General features: G+C 60.0%; 18 protein-coding genes, 2 tRNA genes and 2 pseudogenes. 11 read left to right on the top strand and 11 right to left on the bottom strand.

What is annotated here, in order from left to right; all coding sequences use genetic code 11:
- Positions 1-10: 10 nt before the first annotated feature.
- Genes murI through hemA form a run of 5 tightly spaced genes read right to left on the bottom strand, consistent with a single transcriptional unit; the run spans position 11 to position 4736 of the window.
- Positions 11-802 carry a glutamate racemase gene (gene murI / locus ACYZT4_RS25590; RefSeq protein ID WP_461983722.1) on the bottom strand — a complete coding sequence of 264 codons (792 nt, stop codon included), beginning with the start codon at positions 800-802 and terminating at the stop codon, positions 11-13.
- Positions 795-1550: a molybdopterin-synthase adenylyltransferase MoeB gene (locus ACYZT4_RS25585; RefSeq protein ID WP_461983720.1), complete on the bottom strand. Its 756-nt coding sequence runs from the start codon at positions 1548-1550 to the stop codon at positions 795-797. The genes murI and ACYZT4_RS25585 overlap by 8 nt, the downstream gene beginning before the upstream one ends.
- Positions 1544-2374 (bottom strand): peptide chain release factor N(5)-glutamine methyltransferase, encoded by an 831-nt coding sequence (prmC, locus tag ACYZT4_RS25580; RefSeq protein WP_461983718.1) that lies wholly within the window; start codon positions 2372-2374, stop codon positions 1544-1546. The genes ACYZT4_RS25585 and prmC overlap by 7 nt, the downstream gene beginning before the upstream one ends.
- The gene (gene prfA, locus ACYZT4_RS25575; protein ID WP_461983717.1) at positions 2371-3450 is read right to left on the bottom strand and encodes a peptide chain release factor 1; all 1080 of its coding nucleotides are present in this window, start codon (positions 3448-3450) and stop codon (positions 2371-2373) included. The genes prmC and prfA overlap by 4 nt, the downstream gene beginning before the upstream one ends.
- Positions 3447-4736: a glutamyl-tRNA reductase gene (gene hemA, locus ACYZT4_RS25570; RefSeq protein WP_461983715.1), complete on the bottom strand. Its 1290-nt coding sequence runs from the start codon at positions 4734-4736 to the stop codon at positions 3447-3449. The genes prfA and hemA overlap by 4 nt, the downstream gene beginning before the upstream one ends.
- Before the next feature lie 182 nt (positions 4737-4918).
- Here hemA and ACYZT4_RS25565 point away from each other — a divergent pair, with 182 nt between their 5' ends.
- The 8 genes from ACYZT4_RS25565 (at position 4919) to ychF (ending at position 11839) form a co-directional block, all read left to right on the top strand.
- Complete coding sequence (locus tag ACYZT4_RS25565) at positions 4919-6643, top strand: tetratricopeptide repeat protein (RefSeq protein WP_461983713.1); 1725 nt, start codon at positions 4919-4921, stop codon at positions 6641-6643.
- 4 nt (positions 6644-6647) lie between these two features.
- Positions 6648-7265, top strand: a complete 618-nt coding sequence (lolB, locus tag ACYZT4_RS25560; protein ID WP_461983711.1) for a lipoprotein insertase outer membrane protein LolB — start codon at positions 6648-6650, stop codon at positions 7263-7265.
- Between the two features lie 2 nt (positions 7266-7267).
- Positions 7268-8119, top strand: a complete 852-nt coding sequence (gene ispE, locus ACYZT4_RS25555; RefSeq protein WP_461983709.1) for a 4-(cytidine 5'-diphospho)-2-C-methyl-D-erythritol kinase — start codon at positions 7268-7270, stop codon at positions 8117-8119.
- A 36-nt stretch (positions 8120-8155) separates the two neighbouring features.
- A tRNA-Gln gene (locus tag ACYZT4_RS25550) sits at positions 8156-8230 on the top strand.
- Positions 8231-8275: 45 nt separating this feature from the next.
- Entirely contained in the window at positions 8276-9217 is a 942-nt protein-coding gene (locus ACYZT4_RS25545) for a ribose-phosphate pyrophosphokinase (RefSeq protein ID WP_003208392.1), read from the top strand.
- Positions 9218-9358: 141 nt separating this feature from the next.
- On the top strand, positions 9359-9961 hold the full coding sequence (locus ACYZT4_RS25540; RefSeq protein ID WP_461988803.1) for a 50S ribosomal protein L25/general stress protein Ctc: 603 nt from the start codon (positions 9359-9361) through the stop codon (positions 9959-9961).
- A gap of 170 nt (positions 9962-10131) precedes the next feature.
- Entirely contained in the window at positions 10132-10716 is a 585-nt protein-coding gene (gene pth, locus ACYZT4_RS25535; protein WP_461983707.1) for an aminoacyl-tRNA hydrolase, read from the top strand.
- 22 nt (positions 10717-10738) lie between these two features.
- On the top strand, positions 10739-11839 hold the full coding sequence (gene ychF, locus ACYZT4_RS25530) for a redox-regulated ATPase YchF (protein WP_461983706.1): 1101 nt from the start codon (positions 10739-10741) through the stop codon (positions 11837-11839).
- Between the two features lie 199 nt (positions 11840-12038).
- Here the strand turns inward: ychF and ACYZT4_RS25525 are convergent, their stop codons facing one another.
- The gene (locus ACYZT4_RS25525; RefSeq protein ID WP_461983704.1) at positions 12039-13256 is read right to left on the bottom strand and encodes an MFS transporter; all 1218 of its coding nucleotides are present in this window, start codon (positions 13254-13256) and stop codon (positions 12039-12041) included.
- Between the two features lie 320 nt (positions 13257-13576).
- Between ACYZT4_RS25525 and ACYZT4_RS25520 the strand changes: the two genes are divergently transcribed.
- Entirely contained in the window at positions 13577-15631 is a 2055-nt protein-coding gene (locus ACYZT4_RS25520; protein ID WP_461983703.1) for a methyl-accepting chemotaxis protein, read from the top strand.
- A gap of 195 nt (positions 15632-15826) precedes the next feature.
- Positions 15827-15903: transfer RNA gene (locus tag ACYZT4_RS25515), tRNA-Met, on the top strand.
- Between the two features lie 140 nt (positions 15904-16043).
- Here the strand turns inward: ACYZT4_RS25515 and ACYZT4_RS25510 are convergent.
- Positions 16044-17144, bottom strand: coding sequence for a DUF2817 domain-containing protein (locus ACYZT4_RS25510; RefSeq protein WP_461983701.1), 1101 nt, complete (start codon positions 17142-17144; stop codon positions 16044-16046).
- 152 nt (positions 17145-17296) lie between these two features.
- Here ACYZT4_RS25510 and ggt point away from each other — a divergent pair, with 152 nt between their 5' ends.
- On the top strand, positions 17297-19129 hold the full coding sequence (ggt, locus tag ACYZT4_RS25505) for a gamma-glutamyltransferase (protein WP_461983699.1): 1833 nt from the start codon (positions 17297-17299) through the stop codon (positions 19127-19129).
- A 144-nt stretch (positions 19130-19273) separates the two neighbouring features.
- On the opposite strand, the gene ACYZT4_RS25500 is transcribed toward ggt, so the two are convergent.
- From ACYZT4_RS25500 to ACYZT4_RS25485, 4 genes and pseudogenes are all read right to left on the bottom strand, one after another.
- Positions 19274-19873, bottom strand: coding sequence for a flavin reductase family protein (locus ACYZT4_RS25500; protein ID WP_461983697.1), 600 nt, complete (start codon positions 19871-19873; stop codon positions 19274-19276).
- Between the two features lie 58 nt (positions 19874-19931).
- Positions 19932-20369, bottom strand: a pseudogene (locus tag ACYZT4_RS25495) (methyl-accepting chemotaxis protein); the annotation flags it as partial.
- 150 nt (positions 20370-20519) lie between these two features.
- A pseudogene (locus tag ACYZT4_RS25490) lies at positions 20520-21158 on the bottom strand (PAS domain-containing protein); the annotation flags it as partial.
- A 277-nt stretch (positions 21159-21435) separates the two neighbouring features.
- Positions 21436-22752: an MFS transporter gene (locus ACYZT4_RS25485; protein ID WP_461983696.1), complete on the bottom strand. Its 1317-nt coding sequence runs from the start codon at positions 22750-22752 to the stop codon at positions 21436-21438.
- Positions 22753-22763: the final 11 nt, after the last annotated feature.

Below are 22763 nucleotides of genomic sequence, written 5' to 3'. Positions count from 1 at the left end.
AACACTTCACTTACCGGTTAAAGCTTCGCACAACACCCGAGGTATTCCACAGTATCGGCAAGATATTTCTGAAATGTTCCGGATCGGCACTGGTCCAGAATTGCGCGGCACGTGCAGGCCCATCACCGAGCAATTCACGCTCGGCCAACAGGCGCTGAAGCTGACGTGCCACGGCGGCGCCGGTGTCGATCAAACTGATGTCCTCAGGGATCATCTGCTTTAGCAGCGGCTTTAGGAAGGGATAATGCGTGCAGCCAAGAATTATCGTGTCGCAGCCCGCAGCGAGCAGCGGCCCGACATACCTGGCCAGCAACTCACGCAGCGCTGCACTGTGCAGATCGCCGTTCTCGATCAGCTCGACGAGGCCGGGGCACGGCTGCGTGATCACTTGCACGTCGGTGGCAAAGCGGTCGAGCAGCGCGGCGAATTTCGCGCTCTGCAAGGTGCCGGTGGTGGCGAGCACCCCGACCACACCGCTGCGGGTGGCCGCGGCGGCGGGCTTGACCGCGGGCTCCATGCCAACGATGGGCCACTGCGGATAATCGCGCCGCAAATCGGCGACGCCGGCGACGGTTGCCGTGTTGCAGGCCAGCACCAGCGCCTTGGCGCCCTGCTGCTGGAAAAACCCAGCCATCACACTGCAACGGTCACGAATGAATTCCGGGGTTTTCTCGCCGTAGGGAATGTTGCCGCAGTCGGCGACGTACAGCAGCGACTCGTTGGGCAGCAAACGCTTGATCTCGGCCAGCACCGACAGCCCCCCGACGCCGGAGTCGAACACGCCAATCGGCGCTTCACGCATGCTTTGGCCCACAGACGCTGCAGCCCGGATCACGCTTGACCCGCAACTCACGGAAGCGTGAGCCCAAGGCATCGATCAACAACAGGCGCCCTACCAGCGGTTCGCCAAAACCCACCAGCAACTTCATCGCTTCCAGCGCTTGCAGGCTGCCCACCAGTCCGACCAATGGCCCGATAACCCCGGCTTCACTGCACGTCAACTCGGCTTCGCTGCCGTGCCCGTATAAACAGTGGTAACACGGACTCTGCGGACGACGCGGGTCGAACACCGACAATTGTCCTTCGAGACGAATCGCCGCGCCGCTGACCAATGGTTTTACGGCGATCACGCACGCAGCGTTGACCGCCTCGCGGGTGGAAAAATTGTCCGAGCAATCGAGGACCAGATCCACCGCCGCCACCGCAGCGGCCAGGGAATCTTCGTCCAATGCCGCGCGATGGGCGATCAGTTTAATCTCGGGGTTGATCGCGCTCAGTCGGCGAATCGCCGAATCGACCTTGGTCAGGCCAACGCTATCGGTGTCATGAACGATCTGGCGTTGCAGGTTGGTCAGGTCGACGGTATCGAAGTCCGCCAGATGCAGCTCCCCGACACCGGCGGCGGCGAGGTACAGCGCAACCGGCGAACCGAGCCCGCCAAGACCGACGATCAACACACGGCTTTCTTTCAGTCGCAACTGACCGTCGATGTCGACGTGTTGCAACAGAATCTGCCGGCTGTAACGCAGCAATTCCTGATCATTCAGCACGGCAGGCGCCCCAGGCTGATCCGTTGGTGGCCGCCCAGATCGGTGCGGCTGTGGACTTCTTCAAAACCACGACTCGACAACAAATTACGCACGACCTCGGCTTGATCGTAACCGTGTTCGAGCATCAGCCAGCCGCCCGCTTCAAGGTAGTCCGGTGCCTGGGCGACAATCAGACGCAAATCGTCGAGCCCGTCGACACCGGCCACCAGCGCACTGGCCGGCTCGAAGCGTACGTCGCCTTCGACCAGATGCGGATCAGCCGACGCAATGTACGGCGGGTTGCTGATAATCAGTTGAAAACGCTGACCTTCCAACGCGCTGAACCAATGGCTGCTGAGCACGGTGGCATTGTTCAGGTGCAGGCGCTGGCGATTGCGCTCGGCCAGGGCCACGGCCTCGATCACCCGATCCACACCAGTGACTTTCCACGCCAGGCGTTCACTGGCCAGGGCCAGGGCGATGGCGCCACTGCCGGTGCCAAGATCGAGGACCTTCGCCGGCGTGGCCGGCAACAATTCCAGCGCGGTTTCCACCAGCAGCTCGGTGTCGGGGCGCGGGATCAGCGTGTGTGGCGCGACTTCCAGGTCGAGCTTCCAGAAACCTTGCTGACCGAGAATGTACGCCACCGGCTCGCCGCCTCGACGGCGTTGCAGGTACTCGGCAAACTTCAGCGCTGCATCGCTCGGAACGATGCGCTCCGGCCAGGTGTGCAGGAAACTGCGGGACTTGCCCAACGCCGCAGCCAGGAGCAATTCGGCATCCAGACGTGCAGTCGGCGAGTCGGGCAGATCAGCGGCGCGCAACAGGCTGGCGATGATCGTCATTCGATGGCCGCCAGTTGGTCCGCTTGGTATTCAGCCAGCAACGGCTCGATGACCGCATCGACGCCGCCAGCGAGGATTTCGTCGAGGGAGTACAAAGTCAGGTTGACCCGGTGATCGGTGACCCGACCCTGGGCAAAGTTGTAGGTGCGAATGCGCTCCGAGCGATCACCCGAACCCACCAACAACTTACGCTCGCTGGCAATGGCATTCGCCGCGGCGCTGGTCTGCTGGTCGTTGAGCTTGGCCGACAGCCAGGACATCGCCCGCGCACGGTTCTTGTGCTGGGAACGTTCTTCCTGGCACTCGACGACGATACCCGACGGCAAGTGAGTGATGCGGATCGCCGAGTCAGTCTTGTTGACGTGCTGGCCACCGGCACCCGAGGACTTGTAGGTATCGATGCGCAAATCCGACGGGTTGATCTCGATCGCTTCCTGCTCGTCCGGCTCGGGCAACACCGCCACGGTGCAGGCCGAGGTGTGGATGCGGCCCTGGGATTCAGTGGCCGGAACCCGCTGTACGCGGTGCGCGCCGGATTCAAACTTGAGTTTGGCGTACACGTTTTCGCCTTCCACCCGCGCGATGACTTCTTTATAGCCACCGTGCTCGCCGACGTTCTCCGAGAGGATTTCCACCCGCCAGCCGCGACGCTCGGCGTAACGCGAATACATGCGAAACAGGTCGCCGGAGAAGATCGCCGCCTCGTCACCGCCGGTGCCGGCGCGGATTTCGAGAAAAACGTTGCGCCCGTCGTTCGGGTCCTTGGGCAGCAACAAGCGTTGCAGCCTGGCTTCGATCTCGATCAGTTGTTCTTTGGCTTCGCGGACTTCTTCCACGGCCATTTCGCGCATGTCCGGGTCGCTGTCCTTGAGCAATGCCTGGGCGCCCTCAAGATCGCTTTGGGTTTTGAGCAACTGTTTGTAGGTGTCGACGATCGGCTCGACTTCCGCGTATTCCTTGGAATAGGCGCGGAATTTGGTCTGATCGGAAATGACCTCGCCGTCGCCGAGCAAGGCGGTCAATTCTTCGAAACGGTCCTGGAGGATGTCCAGCTTATTGAGCAGTGACGCTTTCATTGCGGTTTCTTATCCGAAAAGCTATCCGATGAGCCCTCTCCGAGGGCAAAGAGCTCCTGGGCCATGGCCAGTGCGTCGAGGCGACCTTCGGCAGTGAGCTTTTTCAATTGCACGCTCGGGGCGTGCATGAGTTTGTTGGTCAGGCCGCGCGCCAGTTGCAGCAGCACGTCTTCGGCGCTGCTGCCGTTAGCCAGCAGCCGCTGGGCTTTCTGCAATTCTTCGTCGCGCAGGCGTTCGCTTTGCTGACGATAGGCCTTGAGCACATCCACTGCCGCGAGTTCGCGCAGGCGAACCATGAAATCGTCGGCACCCACCGAAACCATCTCTTCCGCCGCTTGTGCAGCGCCTTGACGGCTCTTGAGGTTTTCCGCGACCACTTCGTGGAGATCGTCGACGCTATACAAATAAACGTCGTCCAACTCGCCGACTTCCGGCTCGATATCGCGCGGTACGGCGATGTCCACCATGAAGATCGGTTTGTGCTTGCGTAGCTTCAAGGCGCTTTCCACCGCGCCCTTGCCGAGTATCGGCAACTGGCTGGCGGTGGAACTGATGACGATGTCGCTGCGCACCAGTTCGGCCGGGATGTCCGAGAGCAAGACGGCATGGGCGCCAAACTGCTCGGCAAGAATGCTCGCGCGTTCCAGGGTACGGTTGGCGACGACGATGCGCTTCACACCCAACTCGTGCAGATGGCGGGCGACCAGGGTGATGGTCTCGCCGGCGCCGATCAGCAGGGCCTGGCTACGTTGCAAATCGCTGAAAATCTGTTTCGCCAGGCTGACCGCGGCAAACGCCACGGACACCGGGTTTTCGCCGATGGCGGTGTCGGTGCGCACTTGTTTGGCGGCGTTGAACGTCGCCTGGAACAGGCGCCCGAGCAACGGACCGATGGTGCCGGCCTCGCGGGCCACGGCGTAGCATGATTTCATCTGGCCGAGAATCTGCGGTTCGCCCAACACCAGCGAGTCGAGCCCGGAAGCGACCCGCATCATGTGACGAACTGCCGCATCATCTTCGTGCACATAAGCGCACGAACGCAGTTCTTCGAGGCTCAAATGATGATAATCGGCCAGCCAGCGCAGCACGATGTCAGCCGACAGGTGATCCTGTTCTATATAGAGTTCGCTGCGATTGCAGGTGGAGAGGATCGCAGCTTCGCGGCTGTCGGTAAGTCGGCAGAGCTGCTGCAAGGCCTCCACCAGCTGCTCAGGGGTAAAGGCCACGCGCTCGCGGACGTCTACTGAAGCAGTCTTGTGGTTGATACCGAGTGCAAGGAAGGCCATTCAAAGTCGCTGATGGTGACGTGAAGCCGGCAATTGTCCTACTTCGACAGAGACAGAACAACTACCGCTGACTATTGTCCCAATCACTTGCCTCTATAAAGGCATCAATTGAGTCTCGGTTATGTTTGCCCGAAGGCTTGTGTCATGATGATCCGACCGCAGGTTAGTCGTCCTCTTCCTATATGAATAGATCTTCCGCGTTGCTCCTCGCTTTTGTCTTCCTCAGCGGCTGCCAGGCCATGGCACCCGTTTCGTCGGACGGTACGCCGCCGGTTGAAGACAGCACTCCGGCCCCTGAAAAGCCCAAGGTCTATAGCTCATTCAGTGAAGAAACCATCTTCAGCCTGTTGAGCGCCGAACTGGCTGGCCAGCGCAATCGTTTCGACATTGCGCTGGACAACTACGTGACCCAGGCCATCAACACCCAGGATCCGGGCATCTCCGAGCGGGCCTTCCGCATCGCCGAGTACCTGGGCGCCGATCAGGCCGCCCTCGACACCGCGCTGATATGGGCTAAAAACGCGCCTGATGACCTCGAGGCGCAACGGGCTGCTGCCGTGCAACTGGCGCGTGCCGGGCGCTATGACGACTCCATGGTTTATATGGAGAAAGTCCTGCAAGGCAAGGGCGACACGCATTTCGACTTCCTTGCCCTGTCCGCTGCCGATACCGATCAGGAAACCCGCAACGGCCTGATGAAGAGTTTTGACCGCTTGTTGCAGCGTCATCCGAAAAACAGTCAGCTGATTTTCGGCAAGGCCTTGTTGATGCAACAGGACGGCGACGGCAAGGGGGCACTGGCCCTACTGGAAGACAATCCGCCGGACGACGGCGAAATCGCCCCGATTCTGCTGCGCGCACGCCTGCTGCAAACCCTCGATCGTGGCGATGAAGCCCTGCCGCTGCTGCAAAAAAGCATCAAGAAGTACCCGGACGACAAACGCCTGCGCCTGACTTACGCGCGCATGCTGGTCGAACAGGACCGCATGAGCGACGCCAAGGCCGAGTTCTCGAGCCTGGTTCAGCAATACCCGGAAGACGATGAGCTGCGTTATTCCCTGGCACTGGTGTGCCTGGAAGCCAAAGCCTGGGACGAGGCCAAGGGTTATCTGGAAGAACTGATTGCCCGGGAAAGCCACGTCGATTCAGCCCACCTGAACCTCGGGCGCATCGCGGAAGAACGTAATGATCCTCAGGGCGCACTGATCGAATATGCCCAGGTTGGCCCCGGCAACGACTTCCTGCCGGCGCAACTGCGTCAGGCCGATATCCTCATGAACAACGGCAAGACGGCCGAAGCGCAAAGTCGCCTGGCGACCGAGCGCGATGAACAACCTGACTATGCGATTCAGCTGTACCTGATCGAAGCTGAAACCCTGTCCGCCAATAAGCAGGGGGACAAGGCCTGGGGTGTTCTGGCCAAGGCCTTGCAGCAATACCCGGACGATCTGAATCTGCTGTATACCCGGGCGATGCAGGCGGAAAAACGCAATGACCTGGCGCAGATGGAAAAAGACCTGCGCCTGATCATCAAGCGTGACCCGGACAATGCGATGGCACTGAACGCCCTTGGCTACACCCTGTCCGACCGCACGACCCGTTATGCCGAAGCCAAGGCTTTGATCGAACAGGCGCACCAGATCAATCCGGAAGACCCGGCGGTACTCGACAGCCTTGGCTGGGTGAATTTCCGCATGGGCAATTTCGACGAAGCGGAAAAACTGCTGCGCAAGGCCCTTGATCGTTTCCCCGATCAGGAAGTTGCCGCTCACCTCGGCGAAGTTCTGTGGGTCAACGGCAAGCAAAAAGAAGCCAGGCAAATCTGGGGAAAATTCCTCAAGGACCAACCCGACAGCCCAGTCCTGCGCGGCACCATCAAGCGCCTGACCGGATCAGAGACTCTTTAAGATTATGTTTTTGCGCCACTTCATCGTGTTCAGTTTCATCGCCCTGCTCGCCGGTTGCGCGGGCTTCGGCGCCCGCGAATCGGTACAGGGCCAGGGCGATCCGGCCCAGTGGCGCGTGCACAAAGAGCAACTCTCCAGCCTTGATGGCTGGCAGATCAACGGCAAGATAGGCATTCGCGCACCGAAAGATTCGGGCAGCGGCACGCTGTTCTGGCTGCAGCGACAGGATTATTACGACATCCGTCTCTCCGGCCCACTGGGTCGCGGGGCAGCACGGCTGACCGGCCGCCCCGGCAAAGTCTCGATGGAAGTCGCCAACCAGGGTCGCTATGAAGCAGCGACACCGGAAGAGCTGCTCGAAGCACAGCTTGGCTGGAAATTGCCGGTCTCGCATCTGGCCTGGTGGGTTCGCGGGCTGCCGGCGCCGGACAGCAAAAGTCGCCTGACCCTGGACGCCGACAGCCGCCTGGCCAATCTGGATCAGGATGGCTGGCAGGTTGAATACCTGAGTTACGCCGAACAAAACGGCTACTGGCTGCCCGAGCGGATCAAACTGCATGGCGCCGACCTTGACGTCACGCTAGTGATCAAGGAATGGCAACCGCGCAAACTGGGGCAATGACCATGAGCGCCCCACGCTTGACGCTGCCCTCCCCGGCCAAACTCAATCTGATGCTGCACATCCTCGGTCGCCGTGAAGACGGCTACCACGAGTTGCAGACGATTTTTCAGTTCCTCGATTACGGTGATGAAATCACCTTTGCCGTGCGTGATGACGGCGTGATTCAACTGCACACCGAATTCCCAGGCGTGCCGCACGACAGCAATCTGATTGTTCGCGCCGCGAAAAAACTTCAGGAGCAATCCGGTTGTGCGCTCGGGATCGATATCTGGATCGAAAAAATTCTGCCCATGGGGGGTGGAATCGGTGGCGGCAGTTCCAATGCCGCGACGACGCTGCTGGGCCTCAACCACCTCTGGCAACTGGGCTGGGACGAGGATCGACTGGCTGCGCTGGGCCTGACGCTGGGGGCTGACGTCCCGGTTTTCGTGCGTGGCCACTCGGCTTTTGCAGAGGGTGTGGGCGAGAAACTCACCCCTGTAGAACCCGAGGAACCGTGGTATCTCGTGCTTGTTCCGCAAGTATCTGTAAGTACAGCAGAAATTTTTTCAGATCCACTGTTGACACGTAACTCTCCTCCCATTAAAGTGCGCCCCGTTCCCAAGGGAAACAGTCGAAACGACTGCTTACCGGTGGTAGCAAGGCGTTATCCAGATGTTCGTAACGCATTGAATTTGTTAGGTAATTTTACCGAAGCAAAACTCACCGGAACTGGAAGTTGTGTGTTTGGGGGCTTCCCAAGCAAAGCTGAAGCTGATAAAGTCTCGGCCCTTCTTACAGAGACCCTTACAGGGTTTGTAGCAAAAGGAAGCAACGTTTCGATGTTGCATCGCAAGCTGCAAAGTCTGCTCTAAAGGAACCGAGTACTGGGTACTCGTTGCAACAGATACAGGGGCGTCGCCAAGCGGTAAGGCAGCAGGTTTTGATCCTGCCATGCGTTGGTTCGAATCCAGCCGCCCCTGCCATTTTCCATACTCATCCAGGTTACCCTCAGCCTCTAGGTACTGCGCGTGTCCAAGATGATGGTCTTTACGGGGAACGCTAACCCCGATCTGGCTCGACGTGTCGTACGTCAGCTGCATATCCCTCTCGGTGACATCTCTGTCGGCAAGTTTTCCGACGGCGAAATTACTGCCGAGATCAATGAAAACGTCCGCGGTAAAGATGTCTTCATTATTCAGCCGACTTGCGCTCCGACCAACGATAACCTGATGGAACTGGTAGTGATGGCTGATGCCTTCCGCCGCTCCTCGGCTACTCGTATTACTGCTGTTATTCCTTATTTTGGTTATGCCCGTCAGGATCGCCGTCCGCGTTCCGCACGTGTGGCTATCAGCGCGAAAGTCGTCGCTGACATGCTTACCGTAGTCGGCATCGACCGTGTTCTCACGGTTGATCTGCATGCTGACCAAATCCAGGGTTTCTTCGATATTCCGGTAGATAACATCTACGGCTCCCCGGTTCTGGTGGATGACATTGAAGATCAGCGCTTCGAAAACCTGATGATCGTGTCCCCGGACATTGGCGGCGTCGTGCGTGCACGTGCTGTTGCCAAATCCCTGGGCGTGGATCTCGGGATCATCGACAAACGTCGTGAGAAAGCCAATCACTCTGAAGTGATGCATATCATCGGTGATGTCGAAGGGCGTACCTGTATTCTGGTCGATGACATGGTCGATACCGCCGGCACTCTGTGCCACGCGGCAAAGGCTTTGAAAGAGCATGGCGCTGCCAAGGTTTTCGCCTACTGCACACACCCAGTGCTGTCCGGTCGGGCGATCGAAAACATCGAGAATTCCATGCTGGACGAACTGGTGGTAACTAACACCATCCCGTTGTCCGCTGCTGCTCAAGCCTGCTCGCGTATCCGTCAACTGGATATCGCGCCGGTAGTTGCCGAAGCGGTCCGCCGCATCAGCAATGAAGAATCGATCAGCGCGATGTTCCGCTAAGGGCCCTGCCCTTCTCGAACATTTCGTTGACGAAAAGCGCCCCGCCCCGGCATTCCTGTCGGGGCGGGGCTTTTTTGCCCATATCGCCTTTAGCGCTGGTCGCAACCGCTGGGGCGAATGTGGTTATTTTGGAGATACAACATGAACGATTTTACTCTGAATGCTGAAGTGCGTTCCGACCTGGGGAAAGGTGCGAGCCGCCGCCTGCGTCGTCTCGCAAGCCTGGTACCTGCTGTAGTTTACGGTGGCGACAAAGCCCCTGAATCCATCAGCATGCTGGCTAAAGAAGTTGCCAAACTGTTTGAAAACGAAGCGGCTTACAGCCACATCATCGAACTGAACGTTGGCGGCACCAAGCAAAACGTAATCATCAAGGCAATGCAGCGTCACCCGGCCAAAGGCCACGTGATGCACGCTGACTTCGTACGCGTTGTAGCTGGCCAGAAACTGACCGCTAACGTGCCTGTACACTTTGTTGGTGAAGAAGCTCCGATCAAGAAAGGCGGCGAAGTTTCGCACGTTGTTTCGGAAATCGAAGTGAACTGCCTGCCGAAGGACTTGCCTGAGTTCATCGAAGTCGACCTGGCTAACGCCGAAATCGGCTCGATCATTCACCTGTCCGACCTCAAAGCCCCTAAAGGCGTTGAGTTTGTTGCTCTGGCACACGGCGATGACAAGGCTGTTGCCAACGTCCACGCTCCACGTGTTGCTCCAGAAGCTACTGAAGAAGGCGCAGCAGAGTAATTTACTCTGTGATGCCGGAGTGACCCGGTAACATCGCGGACTGGAACGTAGCGAGAAAGCGGGCGAGAACGCGGAGTTTACATAATGGTAAATGAGCACTTGTCGTCCACTTTCGCCGCACACACCTGTCGCGGCGATGTTAACCACCACTCCAAGGAAGGGCCCCTATCGTGACTGCCATCAAACTGATCGTTGGCCTGGGAAATCCAGGCGCTGAATACGAGCAGACCCGGCATAACGCAGGGGCCTTTTTTGTTGAGCGCATCGCGAACGCGCAAGGTGTAAACCTTGTGGCCGATCGCAAATATTTTGGCCTGACCGGACGCTATTCGCATCAGGGTCAGGATGTTCGTCTGCTGATTCCCACCACGTACATGAACCGTAGCGGCCAGGCCGTGGCGGCTCTCGCGGGCTTCTTCCGCATCAAGCCCGAAGAAATCCTGGTGGCGCACGACGAACTCGACCTGCCTCCGGGCGTTGCCAAACTCAAACTGGGCGGCGGCCATGGCGGTCACAACGGGTTGCGCGACATCATCGCGCAACTGGGCAATCAAAATACCTTCTATCGCTTGCGGCTTGGCATTGGCCACCCGGGCGTAGCCAGTATGGTTTCAAATTTCGTCCTGGGTCGTGCGCCACGCGCCGAACAGGAAAAACTCGATGCCAGCATCGACTTTGCCCTCGGCGTGCTGCCGGATATCCTCGCCGGGGAATGGAACCGCGCGATGAAAAACCTGCACAGCCAGAAGGCCTGACTCTTATCCGAGGGGAAACACCATGGGATTCAATTGCGGCATCGTCGGCCTGCCTAACGTCGGCAAGTCCACCCTGTTCAACGCCCTGACCAAATCCGGGATCGCGGCCGAGAACTTCCCCTTCTGCACCATCGAGCCGAACACCGGTATCGTGCCGATGCCGGATGCGCGTCTGGAAGCCCTGGCCGCCATTGTCAATCCAAAGCGCATCCTGCCGACCACCATGGAATTCGTCGACATCGCGGGCCTGGTCGCTGGCGCCTCGAAAGGTGAAGGCCTGGGCAACAAGTTCCTCGCCAACATCCGCGAGACCGATGCCATCGCCCACGTGGTCCGCTGCTTCGAAGACGAGAACGTGATTCACGTCTCCAACAGCGTCGACCCGAAACGCGACATCGAAATCATCGACCTGGAACTGATCTTCGCCGACCTCGACAGCTGCGAGAAGCAACTGCAAAAAGTCGCCCGCAATGCCAAGGGTGGTGACAAGGACGCCGTGGTCCAGAAAGGCCTGCTCGAGCAATTGATCGCTCACTTCACCCTCGGCAAGCCTGCGCGCACGCTGATGAAGACCATGGGCGCCGACGACAAAGCGGTGATTCGCGGCTTCCACCTGTTGACCACCAAGCCGGTCATGTACATCGCCAACGTCGCTGAAGACGGTTTCGAGAACAACCCGCTGCTGGACATCGTCAGAGCCATCGCCGAAGAAGAAGGCGCCATAGTGGTTCCGGTCTGCAACAAGATCGAAGCCGAAATCGCCGAGCTGGATGACGGCGAAGAGAAAGACATGTTCCTCGAAGCCCTGGGCCTCGAAGAGCCTGGCTTGAACCGCGTGATCCGCGCCGGTTACGAGATGCTGCACCTGCAGACCTACTTCACCGCCGGTGTCGAAGAAGTCCGCGCCTGGACCGTCCGCGTCGGTGCCACCGCACCACAAGCCGCTGGCGTGATCCACACCGACTTTGAAAAAGGCTTCATCCGCGCTGAAGTCATCGCCTATGACGACTTTATCCAGTACAAGGGCGAAGCCGGCACCAAGGAAGCCGGGAAATGGCGTCTGGAAGGCAAGGACTACATCGTTAAAGACGGCGACGTGATGCACTTCCGTTTTAACGTGTAAGCGTTTCAGGACGAGACACGCCCAATAAAAAAGCCGCGTTTGATACGCGGCTTTTTTATGCCTGGAATATTTCTCCGCCACACCATCAATCAACTGTAGGAGCCAGCCTGCTCGCGAAGCGGCCGTGTCAGTCGACATCATTGCAGCTGACACATCGCTTTCGCGAGCAGGCTCGCTCCTACAAGGGAATTGTGTTGAATCAGGCCTTCTTGGTTCTTGGCAGCAAGATTGCCAACACGCCCAGCAACGGCAGGAACGAGCACAAAAAGTACACGTATTCGATGCCGCGAATGTCTGCCAGATGCCCGAGCAATGCCGCACCAATCCCGCCGAAGCCGAACATCAAACCGAAGAACACCCCGGCGATCATCCCGACATTTCCCGGCACCAATTCTTGCGCGTACACCACAATCGCCGAAAACGCTGACGCCAGAATGAAGCCGATCACCACGCTCAGAATGGTGGTCCAGAACAGATCAACGTGCGGCAGAATCAGGGTGAACGGCGCCACGCCGAGGATCGAAAACCAGATCACTGCCTTACGCCCGATCTTGTCGCCGATCGGCCCGCCGAAGAATGTCCCCGCCGCCACCGCCCCCAGAAACAGGAACAAATGCAACTGTGAACTCGCGACCGACAGGTCGAATTTCTCGATCAGATAGAAGGTGAAGTAACTGGTGAAACTGGCCATGTAGAAATACTTGGAGAACACCAGCAACCCAAGCACCACCAGCGCACTGATGACCCGCTGCTTCGACAAGCCATGAGTGGCGGCCTGGCCTTGCTTGAGCTTGAACAGGTTCAGGTGATTGGCGTACCAGCGACTGATCCGGTAGAGCACGAACAGCGCAAACACTGCGAACAACCCGAACCATGCGACATGACCCTGGCCGAAAGGAATGATGATCGCCGCCGCCAGCAACGGGCCGAGGGCCGAGCCCGCGTTGCCACCGACCTGAAAGGTCGACTGCGCCAGACCGAATCGTCCGCCCGAGGCCAGCCGCGCGACGCGGGAGGCTTCCGGGTGAAAGGTCGAAGAACCGATGCCGATCAATCCCGCCGCCAGCAGGATCATCGCAAAGCTGCCGACCACCGACATCATCAAGATCCCGATCAACGTGCACACTGTCCCGGCGGGAAGCAGCCAGGGCTTGGGATGGCGATCGGTGTGGTAACCGACCCATGGCTGCAACAGCGAAGCGGTCAGCTGGAACGTCAGGGTGATCAGGCCGACCTGGGTGAACGTCAGGCCGTAATTGGCCTTGAGCATCGGGTAGATCGAGGGCAGCACCGACTGAATCAGGTCGTTGATCAAATGCGCCAGCGCCACCGCGCCGATGATGCGCATGACCAGAGGGCTGCTTTGTGGAGTCGCGGATGCCGGCGTCGCGCCGGTTTGGGCATTGCTGATAGCCATTGAAGTTTCCGTACAACAGATGGGTGCACACGGGCAGGTGCGTCAATGTGCCATTTTTCAGTGCAAGAGCGCTATCCCCTTAGCCAGCTAACGAATGAATCACGGCTGGCAGCGCACCGCCATGGTCTGAATCTTGCGTTGTTTTCGGCTTCAACGCGGCGCTCTTACAAAGGGTGCCGAGAATGGGAAGTTTCGCCACAGAGTCGGCCTACAGAGCTGACGAGGGTGAAATTCCGAGGCCTTTAAAAAGGGCACCAGTCGCAGTCGCAACGACTTCGACGCACGCCAATGGTGCGTGGTGTCCAGGGGAGTCGTGGGGCATGTCGTTTTTATCACCGGGGATCGGGTTGCTGGGGCGTTTCGGCTTCGCTCGCAAATTTCAGCTGTTGTTCCTTCTGTTTATCCTGCCGCTCACGGGCAGCCTGCTGATGATCGGCCAGGACTACCGCGCAAAATTGAACCTGATCTCGGGCGAGCGGGCCGGGGTCCGGCAACTGCTCGCACTGGATACACTGGATAACCTGCTCGCCGCCCAGCGTGACCGCGCCGCGCGCTGGCGTGCCACCGAGACCACCCGTCAGCCGACACCGGCCACCCTCGCCGCTATGGCCGCGTTCGATGCCGTTCAGCCGGCCGTCACCCAGGCCACCACGGACCTGGGCAGCGCATTGCAAACCGAAGGCGCCGAGGGTGAAACCCTGGCCCGCTATCAAACGCTGCAAACCGCGCTCAAAGGCCTCGATTCGAAGAGCCTGAGCAGCGTCGGCTGGTGGCCGGACGGTTACGACCGTTTCACCAATGCCTTGGTCGCCCTGCAAGCCTTGCGTGAACAGATCGCCATGGACAATCGCCTGACGCTCGCGCCTTGGCTGGAAACCTACTTACTGACGCAGATTTCGACGCAACACGCGCCGGACTTGATCGAGCGCGTCGGCCGCCTCGCCAGTGTCGGCCAGGCCTCGGTGGTGTCCGGGCAGTTCACCCTGCAAAGCCGCCTGCAATTGCGCGACCTGCGCAGCCGCATCGGCGATGCCCGCGAACAGCTGGTGAAAACCGCGAGCCTGCTGGAAGCGCGTTTGCCCAGCGCCTTGCAGACCTGGGCCGGGCAATACCATGACAGCCTCAAGCACCTCGACGACGCGTTGAAAGTCCTCGATGACGGCGTGTTTGGCGGCAGCATCAAACTCAAGCCCGAAGAGTTCGAACGCAGCCTGGACGTCCTGCTCACCGACCTTGCGTCGTTGCGCCAGCAGTCGCTGGTCTCGCTGGATCAGCGCCTGGATTACTACCACGGCTCGGCGATCCGCCAGTTCATTCTGGTGGCGACGATCTTCGGATGCCTGCTGCTGGCCGCGCTGTACCTGTTCATCTGTTTGCAGGCCTCGATCCGCCGCAGCGCCAGCGGCATCACGCTGTTGGCCGAAGCCTTGCGCGACGGCAATCTGAGCCTGCAAGTGCCGGTTGAAGGCCGCGACGAACTGGCGGCGATCAGCACCGCGCTCAACGTCGCGGTGGTGCAACTGCGCAACAGCCTGCTGGGGGTTGATCACGAAACCCTGCAACTGAGCAACGCCGTGCGCACGCTCAATCAACATTCCAGCGACGCGTTGGGCGAGGTCGAAGCGCAGCAATTGCAGATCAGCCAGATCGCCGCAGCGGCCACGCAATTGGCCGCCACGTCACAAGGTGTCGCCCAGAGTTGCGAACAAGCGTCCGGCAGCGCCCAGCACACCCGGCGCATTGCCGCCGACAGCAGTCGCGACAGCCAGCGCACCACCGCAAGCATTCAACAACTCAATCAGCGCTTGAACGACACGGCCGCCGCATTGGGTCGAGTCAGCGAGCAAGGGCAGCAGATTCAACTGGTGGTCGACACCATTCGCGGTGTCGCCGAGCAGACCAACCTGTTGGCGCTCAACGCCGCCATCGAAGCCGCGCGCGCCGGCGAACAGGGTCGTGGTTTTGCGGTGGTAGCCGATGAAGTGCGCAGCCTGTCGCAGCGCACCCAATCCTCCACCGCGCAGATCGCCGGCACCGTCGACAGTCTGCGCAATACGGTGAACGAAGCCGTGAGCCTGATGGAAGCTGCCTGCGGGCAAGCGCAATCCGATGCTGATGCGGTCACCGGCCTCGGCGAACGACTGGGGGAAATCGCCAGCGCCGTGCAGAGCGTCACCGACACCCTGGCGCAGATTGCGACGGCGGTCGACGAGCAAGCGACGACGGCGGACGAAGTCAGCGGCAATATCCAGCAAGTCGATCAGGCGGCGGTCCGTTTGCTCGAAGGCGCACGGGCGGTGAATCAGGCGGCGGACACCTTGAGCCAAGGCAGCAAGGCCCTGAGCGACAACACCGGACGGTTTCGTTTGAGCTGAGACGCTCAATGGAATCGCTCCCTTCGCCTTATCGCGGCAACTGGCCCACGCTTACGAGCAAGCCAGTCGCTGGTTCCAGCGCTGTCCTTCGCCGCTGCTGAACGAGGAATTTTGATAAACGGTTGATAGCGTAGATAAATTTTTTAAAAAAGCGCTTGACGCATATTCGTTTCCCGCGAATAATGCGCGCCACTTGGCTACATAGCTCAGTTGGTTAGAGCATAGCATTCATAATGCTGGGGTCCGGGGTTCAAGTCCCTGTGTAGCCACCAAGTACTAAAAACGGCTTACCGAAAGGTAGGCCGTTTTTTTATGCCCCGAGAAAACTACCCGGGTTTCAACTGCCTGCACAAAACCTGCGGGAGCCCGGCTTGCCGGCGATGAGGGCCGAACAGGCTCTACAAAACCTGAGTCAGGCACGCAACGCCGACAGCGCCCGCTCCCAAATCTGCCACGTACGCAACCAGACCATTGCCTGCCAATCGTTGTCGGCAGGATAGAACTGCTCCAGCAGATTCAGCTTGATCTCGCGCCCCGTCGCGTCATGCGGATTGCCATGCAAATGCAACCAGTGGTCGTCACGCAGATGTCGATGCACCGCCGCCCCCGGGTAAGTCCCGCACTCGATCACAAAGGGCATCAGTCGCACCTGCGGCAACGCGTCGATCAGTGCCTGCGAGGTGTAGCCGGTTGCCGTCGCGGCCACGCCCGTTTCGCTTAGCGTATCGGCGCCGGTCAGCAGCGTGTAGAGCCACGGTCCGTAGATGGCCTGCGCTTGCGGCAGCGCCGGATACGCCGACTCGGTGATGGTCAGCAACATCGGATGGCCGTATTCCCCGGCGCCGGTGTGCAGGTCGAAGCACATAACGTCGTCAGCATGGGCGACGTGTTTCTGCAGGATTTGATGCAGCGTACGGTTCGACCAGCTCGGCGCCTGCCCACCATAAAACAGGCCATCGGGATGACTGTGCTGCCCTCCTTCGACAATCGACATCACTGCCGGCCAGCCGTGTTCGCGGATCTGCTCGTCGAGCAGTGCATCGGCGCGATCACGCTCGGAGCCTTGCAACTCGGTACAGCCATAGATTTCATGCAGCGCAGCGTAAGCCTGGTTGTCGGGCAGCGGGCGTTCGAAATTCAGGTGATTGCGGTTCAGGTCGATGTTGTCTTCGTTGACCCGGCGCAACCACGCCGTGCCCCAGGGGTTGATCAGGTGGACAAACACCACCGCGACATCCGCCGGCAGCGAACGATTACCCAACGCCTGCATCCATTTGATCTGACACCCAGAGCCATAAAACCCTTCGACCCCGTGAGTACCGCTCAGCGCGATCAACAAGCGCTTGGCGCCCGGATCACCCAGCACCGCCACATCGGTGCTCAAATCCTCACCGAACGGCCCTTTGAGCGGGTGTGGATACTCGGTCAGCGTCGCGCCAGCCACGGTCGCCGCCGCCAGAAACTGTTCTCGTAGGGTGCGATAGCCGGGCTGGGTGGGAAATTCGCTGTGCATGTCTGCCTCTTGTCGATCTTCTGGCCTGTCTGTTGCCCCGACCCTACAGAAAATTCCTTGATGGTTGAAGGACAAAAACGCCCGGCGGTTTGCGTTGCTTCTTGTCGGCGGATAGAGTCCCTGAACCTTTTCCCACGGACGGAGTGCCCCGCGTGTTCTCAGCCCTACGCTTGAATCGCTATCGCCTGTCAGTCCTTGCGCTGATTGCCGGCGCATTGACCCTCGCGGCGTGCAACGCTCCGCCCGCTTCGACGTTGCCGATCGCACCGGAAGCCGCCTCGGGTTTTCGCACCGACCTGCAAACCCGGCACGCTGCGAAGCACATGGCGGCTGCGGCCAATCCTCTCGCGGCTGAGGCCGGACGGGAAATGCTGCGCCAGGGTGGTTCGGCTATTGATGCGGCCATCGCGATGCAAGCGGTGCTGACGCTAGTAGAGCCGCAATCATCGGGCATCGGCGGCGGCGCGCTGATCGTGTTGTGGGACGGCGAGACCGTCCGCACCTACGACGGTCGCGAAACTGCGCCGGCCGGCGCCTCCGAGAAACTGTTCCTGCAGGCCGACGGCACACCGATGCCGTTCACTCAGGCGCAGATTGGAGGTCGCTCGGTGGGCACGCCTGGTGTATTGCGCGCGCTTGAACTGGCCCATCAGAAGCACGGGCGTTTACCTTGGGCGCAATTGTTCGAACCAGCGATCAACCTCGCTGAAAAAGGCTTCGCCATCTCGCCGCGCCTGCATCGGCTGATCGCTTCAGATTCTTCCATGCGGCGCTCGCCCGACATGATGGCGTACTTCCTCAACGCCGACGGCACCCCGAAAGCCGCGGGTACTCAACTGAAAAATCCGGCATTGGCCGCTGCGCTCAAACGCATCGCCAAGGAAGGTCCAGACGCGCTGTACAAAGGCTTGATCGCGCAGGAAATCGTCGCCAAGGTTCAGGGCCACGCCAACCCCGGCAGCTTGTCGCTTAACGACCTCGACGGCTATTCCGCCAAAGAACGCGCGCCGCTGTGCACCGACTACAAACGCTGGCAGGTCTGCGGCATGCCGCCGCCGTCGTCGGGCGGTATTGCCGTGGCGCAGATCCTTGGCACGTTGCAAGCGCTGGAAACCCGTGACCCGCGCTTCGCTCTGGCGACGATGAAGCCGATCAAGACCGACAGGCCCGCAGGCATCGCACCGCCCCCTGAAGCTGTACACCTTATTTCTGAGGCTGAGCGCCTCGCCTACGCCGACCGAGCGCAATACGTTGCCGACAGCGACTTCGTGCCCGTCCCGGTCAAAGGTCTGGTGGACCCGACCTATCTGGCCAGCCGCGCCGTCCTGATTGGCGATCGCAGCATGGGCACCGCGCAACCCGGCACGCCGCCCGGCATCCAGGTTGCCTACGCACCGGACCGTTCGCCGCTGCGCATTTCCACCTCGCAAGTAGTGGCGGTCGATGACCTAGGCGGCGCGGTGTCGATGACCACCACGGTCGAATCCGCGTTCGGCTCGCACTTGATGGTCCAGGGCTTTTTGCTCAACAACCAGATGACCGACTTCTCGTTTATCCCCGAAGAAAATGGACAAAAAGTCGCCAACCGCGTCGAACCCGGCAAACGCCCACGCTCATCCATGGCCCCCACGCTGATCTTTGATCGCCAGAGCGGCGAATTCCTCGCCACCCTTGGCTCGCCCGGCGGCTCGCAAATCATCGAATACGTGGCCAAATCCACCATCGGCCTGCTCGACTGGAACCTCGACCCGCAAACTGCCATCAACCTCCCCAACTTCGGCAGCCGCAATGGTGCGACCGAACTGGAACAGGGGCAATTCAGCGCAACGTTGATTCAGGCGCTGAAGGACAAAGGGCACAGCGTGGACGAGATCGACATGACCAGCGGGACGCAGGCGATTGTGCGGGTCAAGGATGCGCAGGGTAAGGCTTCGCTGGCGGGTGGCGCTGATCCGCGGCGGGAGGGGGAAGCGTTGGGGGATTGAGGATTGCGTAGTACGGAAAGCCGGATGATCCGGAATCTGCCGGCGATGAGGGCCTTGAGCCTTGTATGGACTTCGTGGTCGCCATCGCTGGCAAGCCAGCTCTTACAGGGGAATACGTCCATATATGGACACGCATTCGCCGATTTACGGCTGCAGGACTTTACCCGCCACCGGATCACCGATTGTCAGGAAATGCCCGCCCGCCACGTGGTGCAAGGTGCGCAATGCATCGTGCCCCTCGAAATGCCAGCGACCGTCGCTGAAGACGCGCTCGTCGGCCTGGGCGGCGATCACTTCGGCCAGAAACAGATCGTACTGCTGGTGGTTGTTCGGTTCAGGCAGCAATCGACACTCCAGCCAGGCCACGCAACCTTCGAGCATCGGCGCGTCGATCAACTCGCCGCTGAATGTCTGCAAGTCATAGGCCTGGAATTTGTCCCGACCCTGATCCCGAGTCAGTTCCAGGCCCGACGTCGAGCCAACTGTCTGCACGATATCGGCCTGGGCGGCGCAGGGTACGTTCAACACGAACGTGCCCGCTGCTTCCAGTAGCTGCCGGGTCCAGGTGGACTTGTCGAGCACCACGGCGATTTTCGGCGGTTCAAAATCCAGCGGCATGGCCCAGGCTGCCGCCATGATGTTGCGCTGCCCGTCATGGGCCGCGCTGACCAGCACGGTCGGCCCATGATTGAGCAGACGATAGGCTTTGGACAAGGGAACCGGGCGGCGATGGGAAGCGTTCATGGGCATCTGCTCGTTGGAAAAGAGCCGATTGTAGCGATTTCCGCCCGCTTGGCAGTCATCAACTCGAGAGTTGATTGGCGAACTGCCCCACCGCATTCACCACTTTCTGCGCGCCATCCTGAATCTCGACGATCACCGTGCCCGCCTCCGCCGCCAGCGCCAGGCCCTGTTCGGCCTGGAGCCTGCCGTCAGTCATCAGGGCCACAGCGTTACGCGCCATCTCCTGGTTCTTGCGCACCACCAGGACAATTTCGTCGGTGGCCTGGCTGGTCCGTGAAGCCAGTTGCCGGACCTCGTCCGCGACCACCGCAAAACCGCGCCCCTGTTCGCCGGCACGGGCTGCTTCAATGGCCGCGTTGAGCGCCAGCAGATTGGTCTGTTCGGCGATGCCGCTGATGGTTTTGACGATGGTGCCAATCACCAGCGATTGCTCGTTCAGGGCTTCGATGCCATCGCCGGCAGTTTGCATGTGCTTGGCCAGGTCGCGCATCACATCCACGGCTTGAGTTACCACGGCCGTGCCGCGCTGGGCGCTTTGATCGGTTTGCTGCGAGGTGCTGTAGGCAATGTTCGCCGCTTCGGCGACCGCCTGTTCCTGATTGACCTGATCGGTAATCACCGTGGCGAACTTCACCACTTTGTAGAGCTTGTTGTTGGCATCGACCACCGGGTTGTAGGACGCCTCCAGCCAGACCGTACGACCATGATGGTCGACGCGCTTGAAGCGGCCGGCCACGAACTCACCATTATTCAGCCGACGCCAGAAGTCCTGATACTCGGCACTGTTGTATTCCTGCGCATCGCAGAAGGTGCGGTGATGTTTACCCTTGATCTGCGCCAGGTTGTAACCCATGCCGCTGAGGAATCGCTCGTTGGCCGACAGCACGTTGCCGCCGAGGTCGAACTCGATCACCGCCGTCGAGCGCACCAGCGCATCGATCAGGTTTTCGTGTTCACGGGACGCCTCTATGGTGCGGGTCAGATCGCTGGAGTAAATCGAAAAATGATTGATCCGTCCGTCGGCGGAGCGCACCGGCTGCACGATCGAGCGCAACCAGGCTTCCTGGCCATTGCCGCGCAACAGGCGCACAGCACCGGCAAAGTGTTCGCCACGGGTCAGTGCGGCCTTGAAGCGGTGGTGGAAATCGTCGGACTTCACGTGAGCCGGCACGATGTCATCGAGGGTGCGATCGACGAGGTCGCTGCTTTTGTAGAGCATCTCGTTCAGGAAGTTCTGGTTGGCCGACTGAATCCGGCCATCGGCGTGAAGTGTCAGCACCAGCATTTCGCTTTCCAGACTGTCCTTCACTTGCTGAAGGCTGGAGAGTTCTTCGCGAAGAGCCGACAACTCTTGCTTCAAGCGTTTGTTGAACATGGGAAAGCACCGATGGACAGAGATGGAAAGCGGCATGCAGCCTAGCCATCGGCCTTGGGAATATTTTCTGAAGTGTGTTTCAGGGTTGTCCTACAAAAATAGTTACGAACAGATTATTCAGGCTTGAGCAGTGCCTCATCTTCCGGGCTGACTTGCGCAAGAAACAGGCACCGAGACCCGCTGACCGTCACTGAGTGCAAGGGGCCCCGCTGCGGCTTCCGACGTGGGGCATGCGCGCGCCGAAATACGCCGCGCTGCTCACGCCCACTGCGCCCATCACGGCACAAAAAATCACGCAGATCCATGGACTCCACGGCATCAGACCGATCAGCAGCAGCGGTGTGATACTCGCCCACGCGGCATAGGCAATGTTGTAAGTGAAGGAAATCCCCGAAACCCGTATCCGCGCCGGGAACAAGCTGACCATCACCGATGGCACCGCGCCGACCACCCCACAACTGAGCCCGGCAATCGCATACGCCAGGCCGATCCAGTCACCGCCAGTGATCAGGCAGGTATAGAGCACGCCGATGCCCAGCGGCAGCAGCAGGCTATACAGCATCACCGTGCGCCAGGCACCAATACGGTCGACCAGCAAACCGGCGAGCACGCAGCCAATGTTGAGGAATACGATGCCCAACGCACTCAAGGCGAAGGTATGGCTGGCGGTCATGCCGAAGGTTTTCTGCATCATCGTCGGGGTAATGACCACGAAGACCACCACGGCGGAAGTCAGTACGCAGGTGAGGATCATCGCCGGCAATATGGCCAGGCGATGTTCGCGCAAAACCGTGCGTAGGGGCAGCTCGACGGCCGCGTCACGCTGGGCCTGCATCGCCATGAACACCGGCGTTTCGCTGAGCCAGCGGCGCAGCCAGACACCGATCACCCCAAACACGCCGCCGAGCAGGAACGGGTAACGCCACGCAAAATCGAGGATTTCCGTCGGAGTGAACGCTTGCGCCAGGAAAGTCGCGGTGAGAGCGCCGATCAGGTAGCCGAAAGTCAGTCCCGCTTGCAGGAAACCAAGCGCGTAACCGCGATGCCCCGCCGGGGCATGCTCGGCGACGAACACCCAGGCGCTCGGTACTTCACCGCCCACCGCCGCGCCTTGCAAAATGCGCAGGGCCAACAGTAGCAGGGGTGCGAAATAGCCGATGTCGGCGTAGGTCGGCATGATGCCGATCAACAGGCACGGCAGCGCCATCATCAAAATGCTCAAACTGAAGACTTTCTTGCGCCCCAGCCGGTCGGCGAAATGCGCCATCAGAATCCCGCCCAGCGGCCGCGCCAGGTATCCAGTGACGAAAATCCCGAAGCTTTGCAGCAGGCGCAGCCACTCCGGCATGTCCGGCGGAAAAAACAGTTGACTGAGGGTCAGGGCGAAAAACACAAAAATGATGAAATCGTAGATTTCCAGTGCACCGCCGAGCGCCGCGAGGCCCAGGGTCTTGTAGTCCGAGCGGCAGAACGGGGCCGGGCGCGAATCGTTGAAATCAGTCATCAAAAATAACT

This window comes from Pseudomonas sp. GB2N2, from assembly GCF_054897705.1.
Note: the sequence above shows the minus strand (reverse complement) of the source record. Positions and strands in the feature narration are given on the sequence as shown.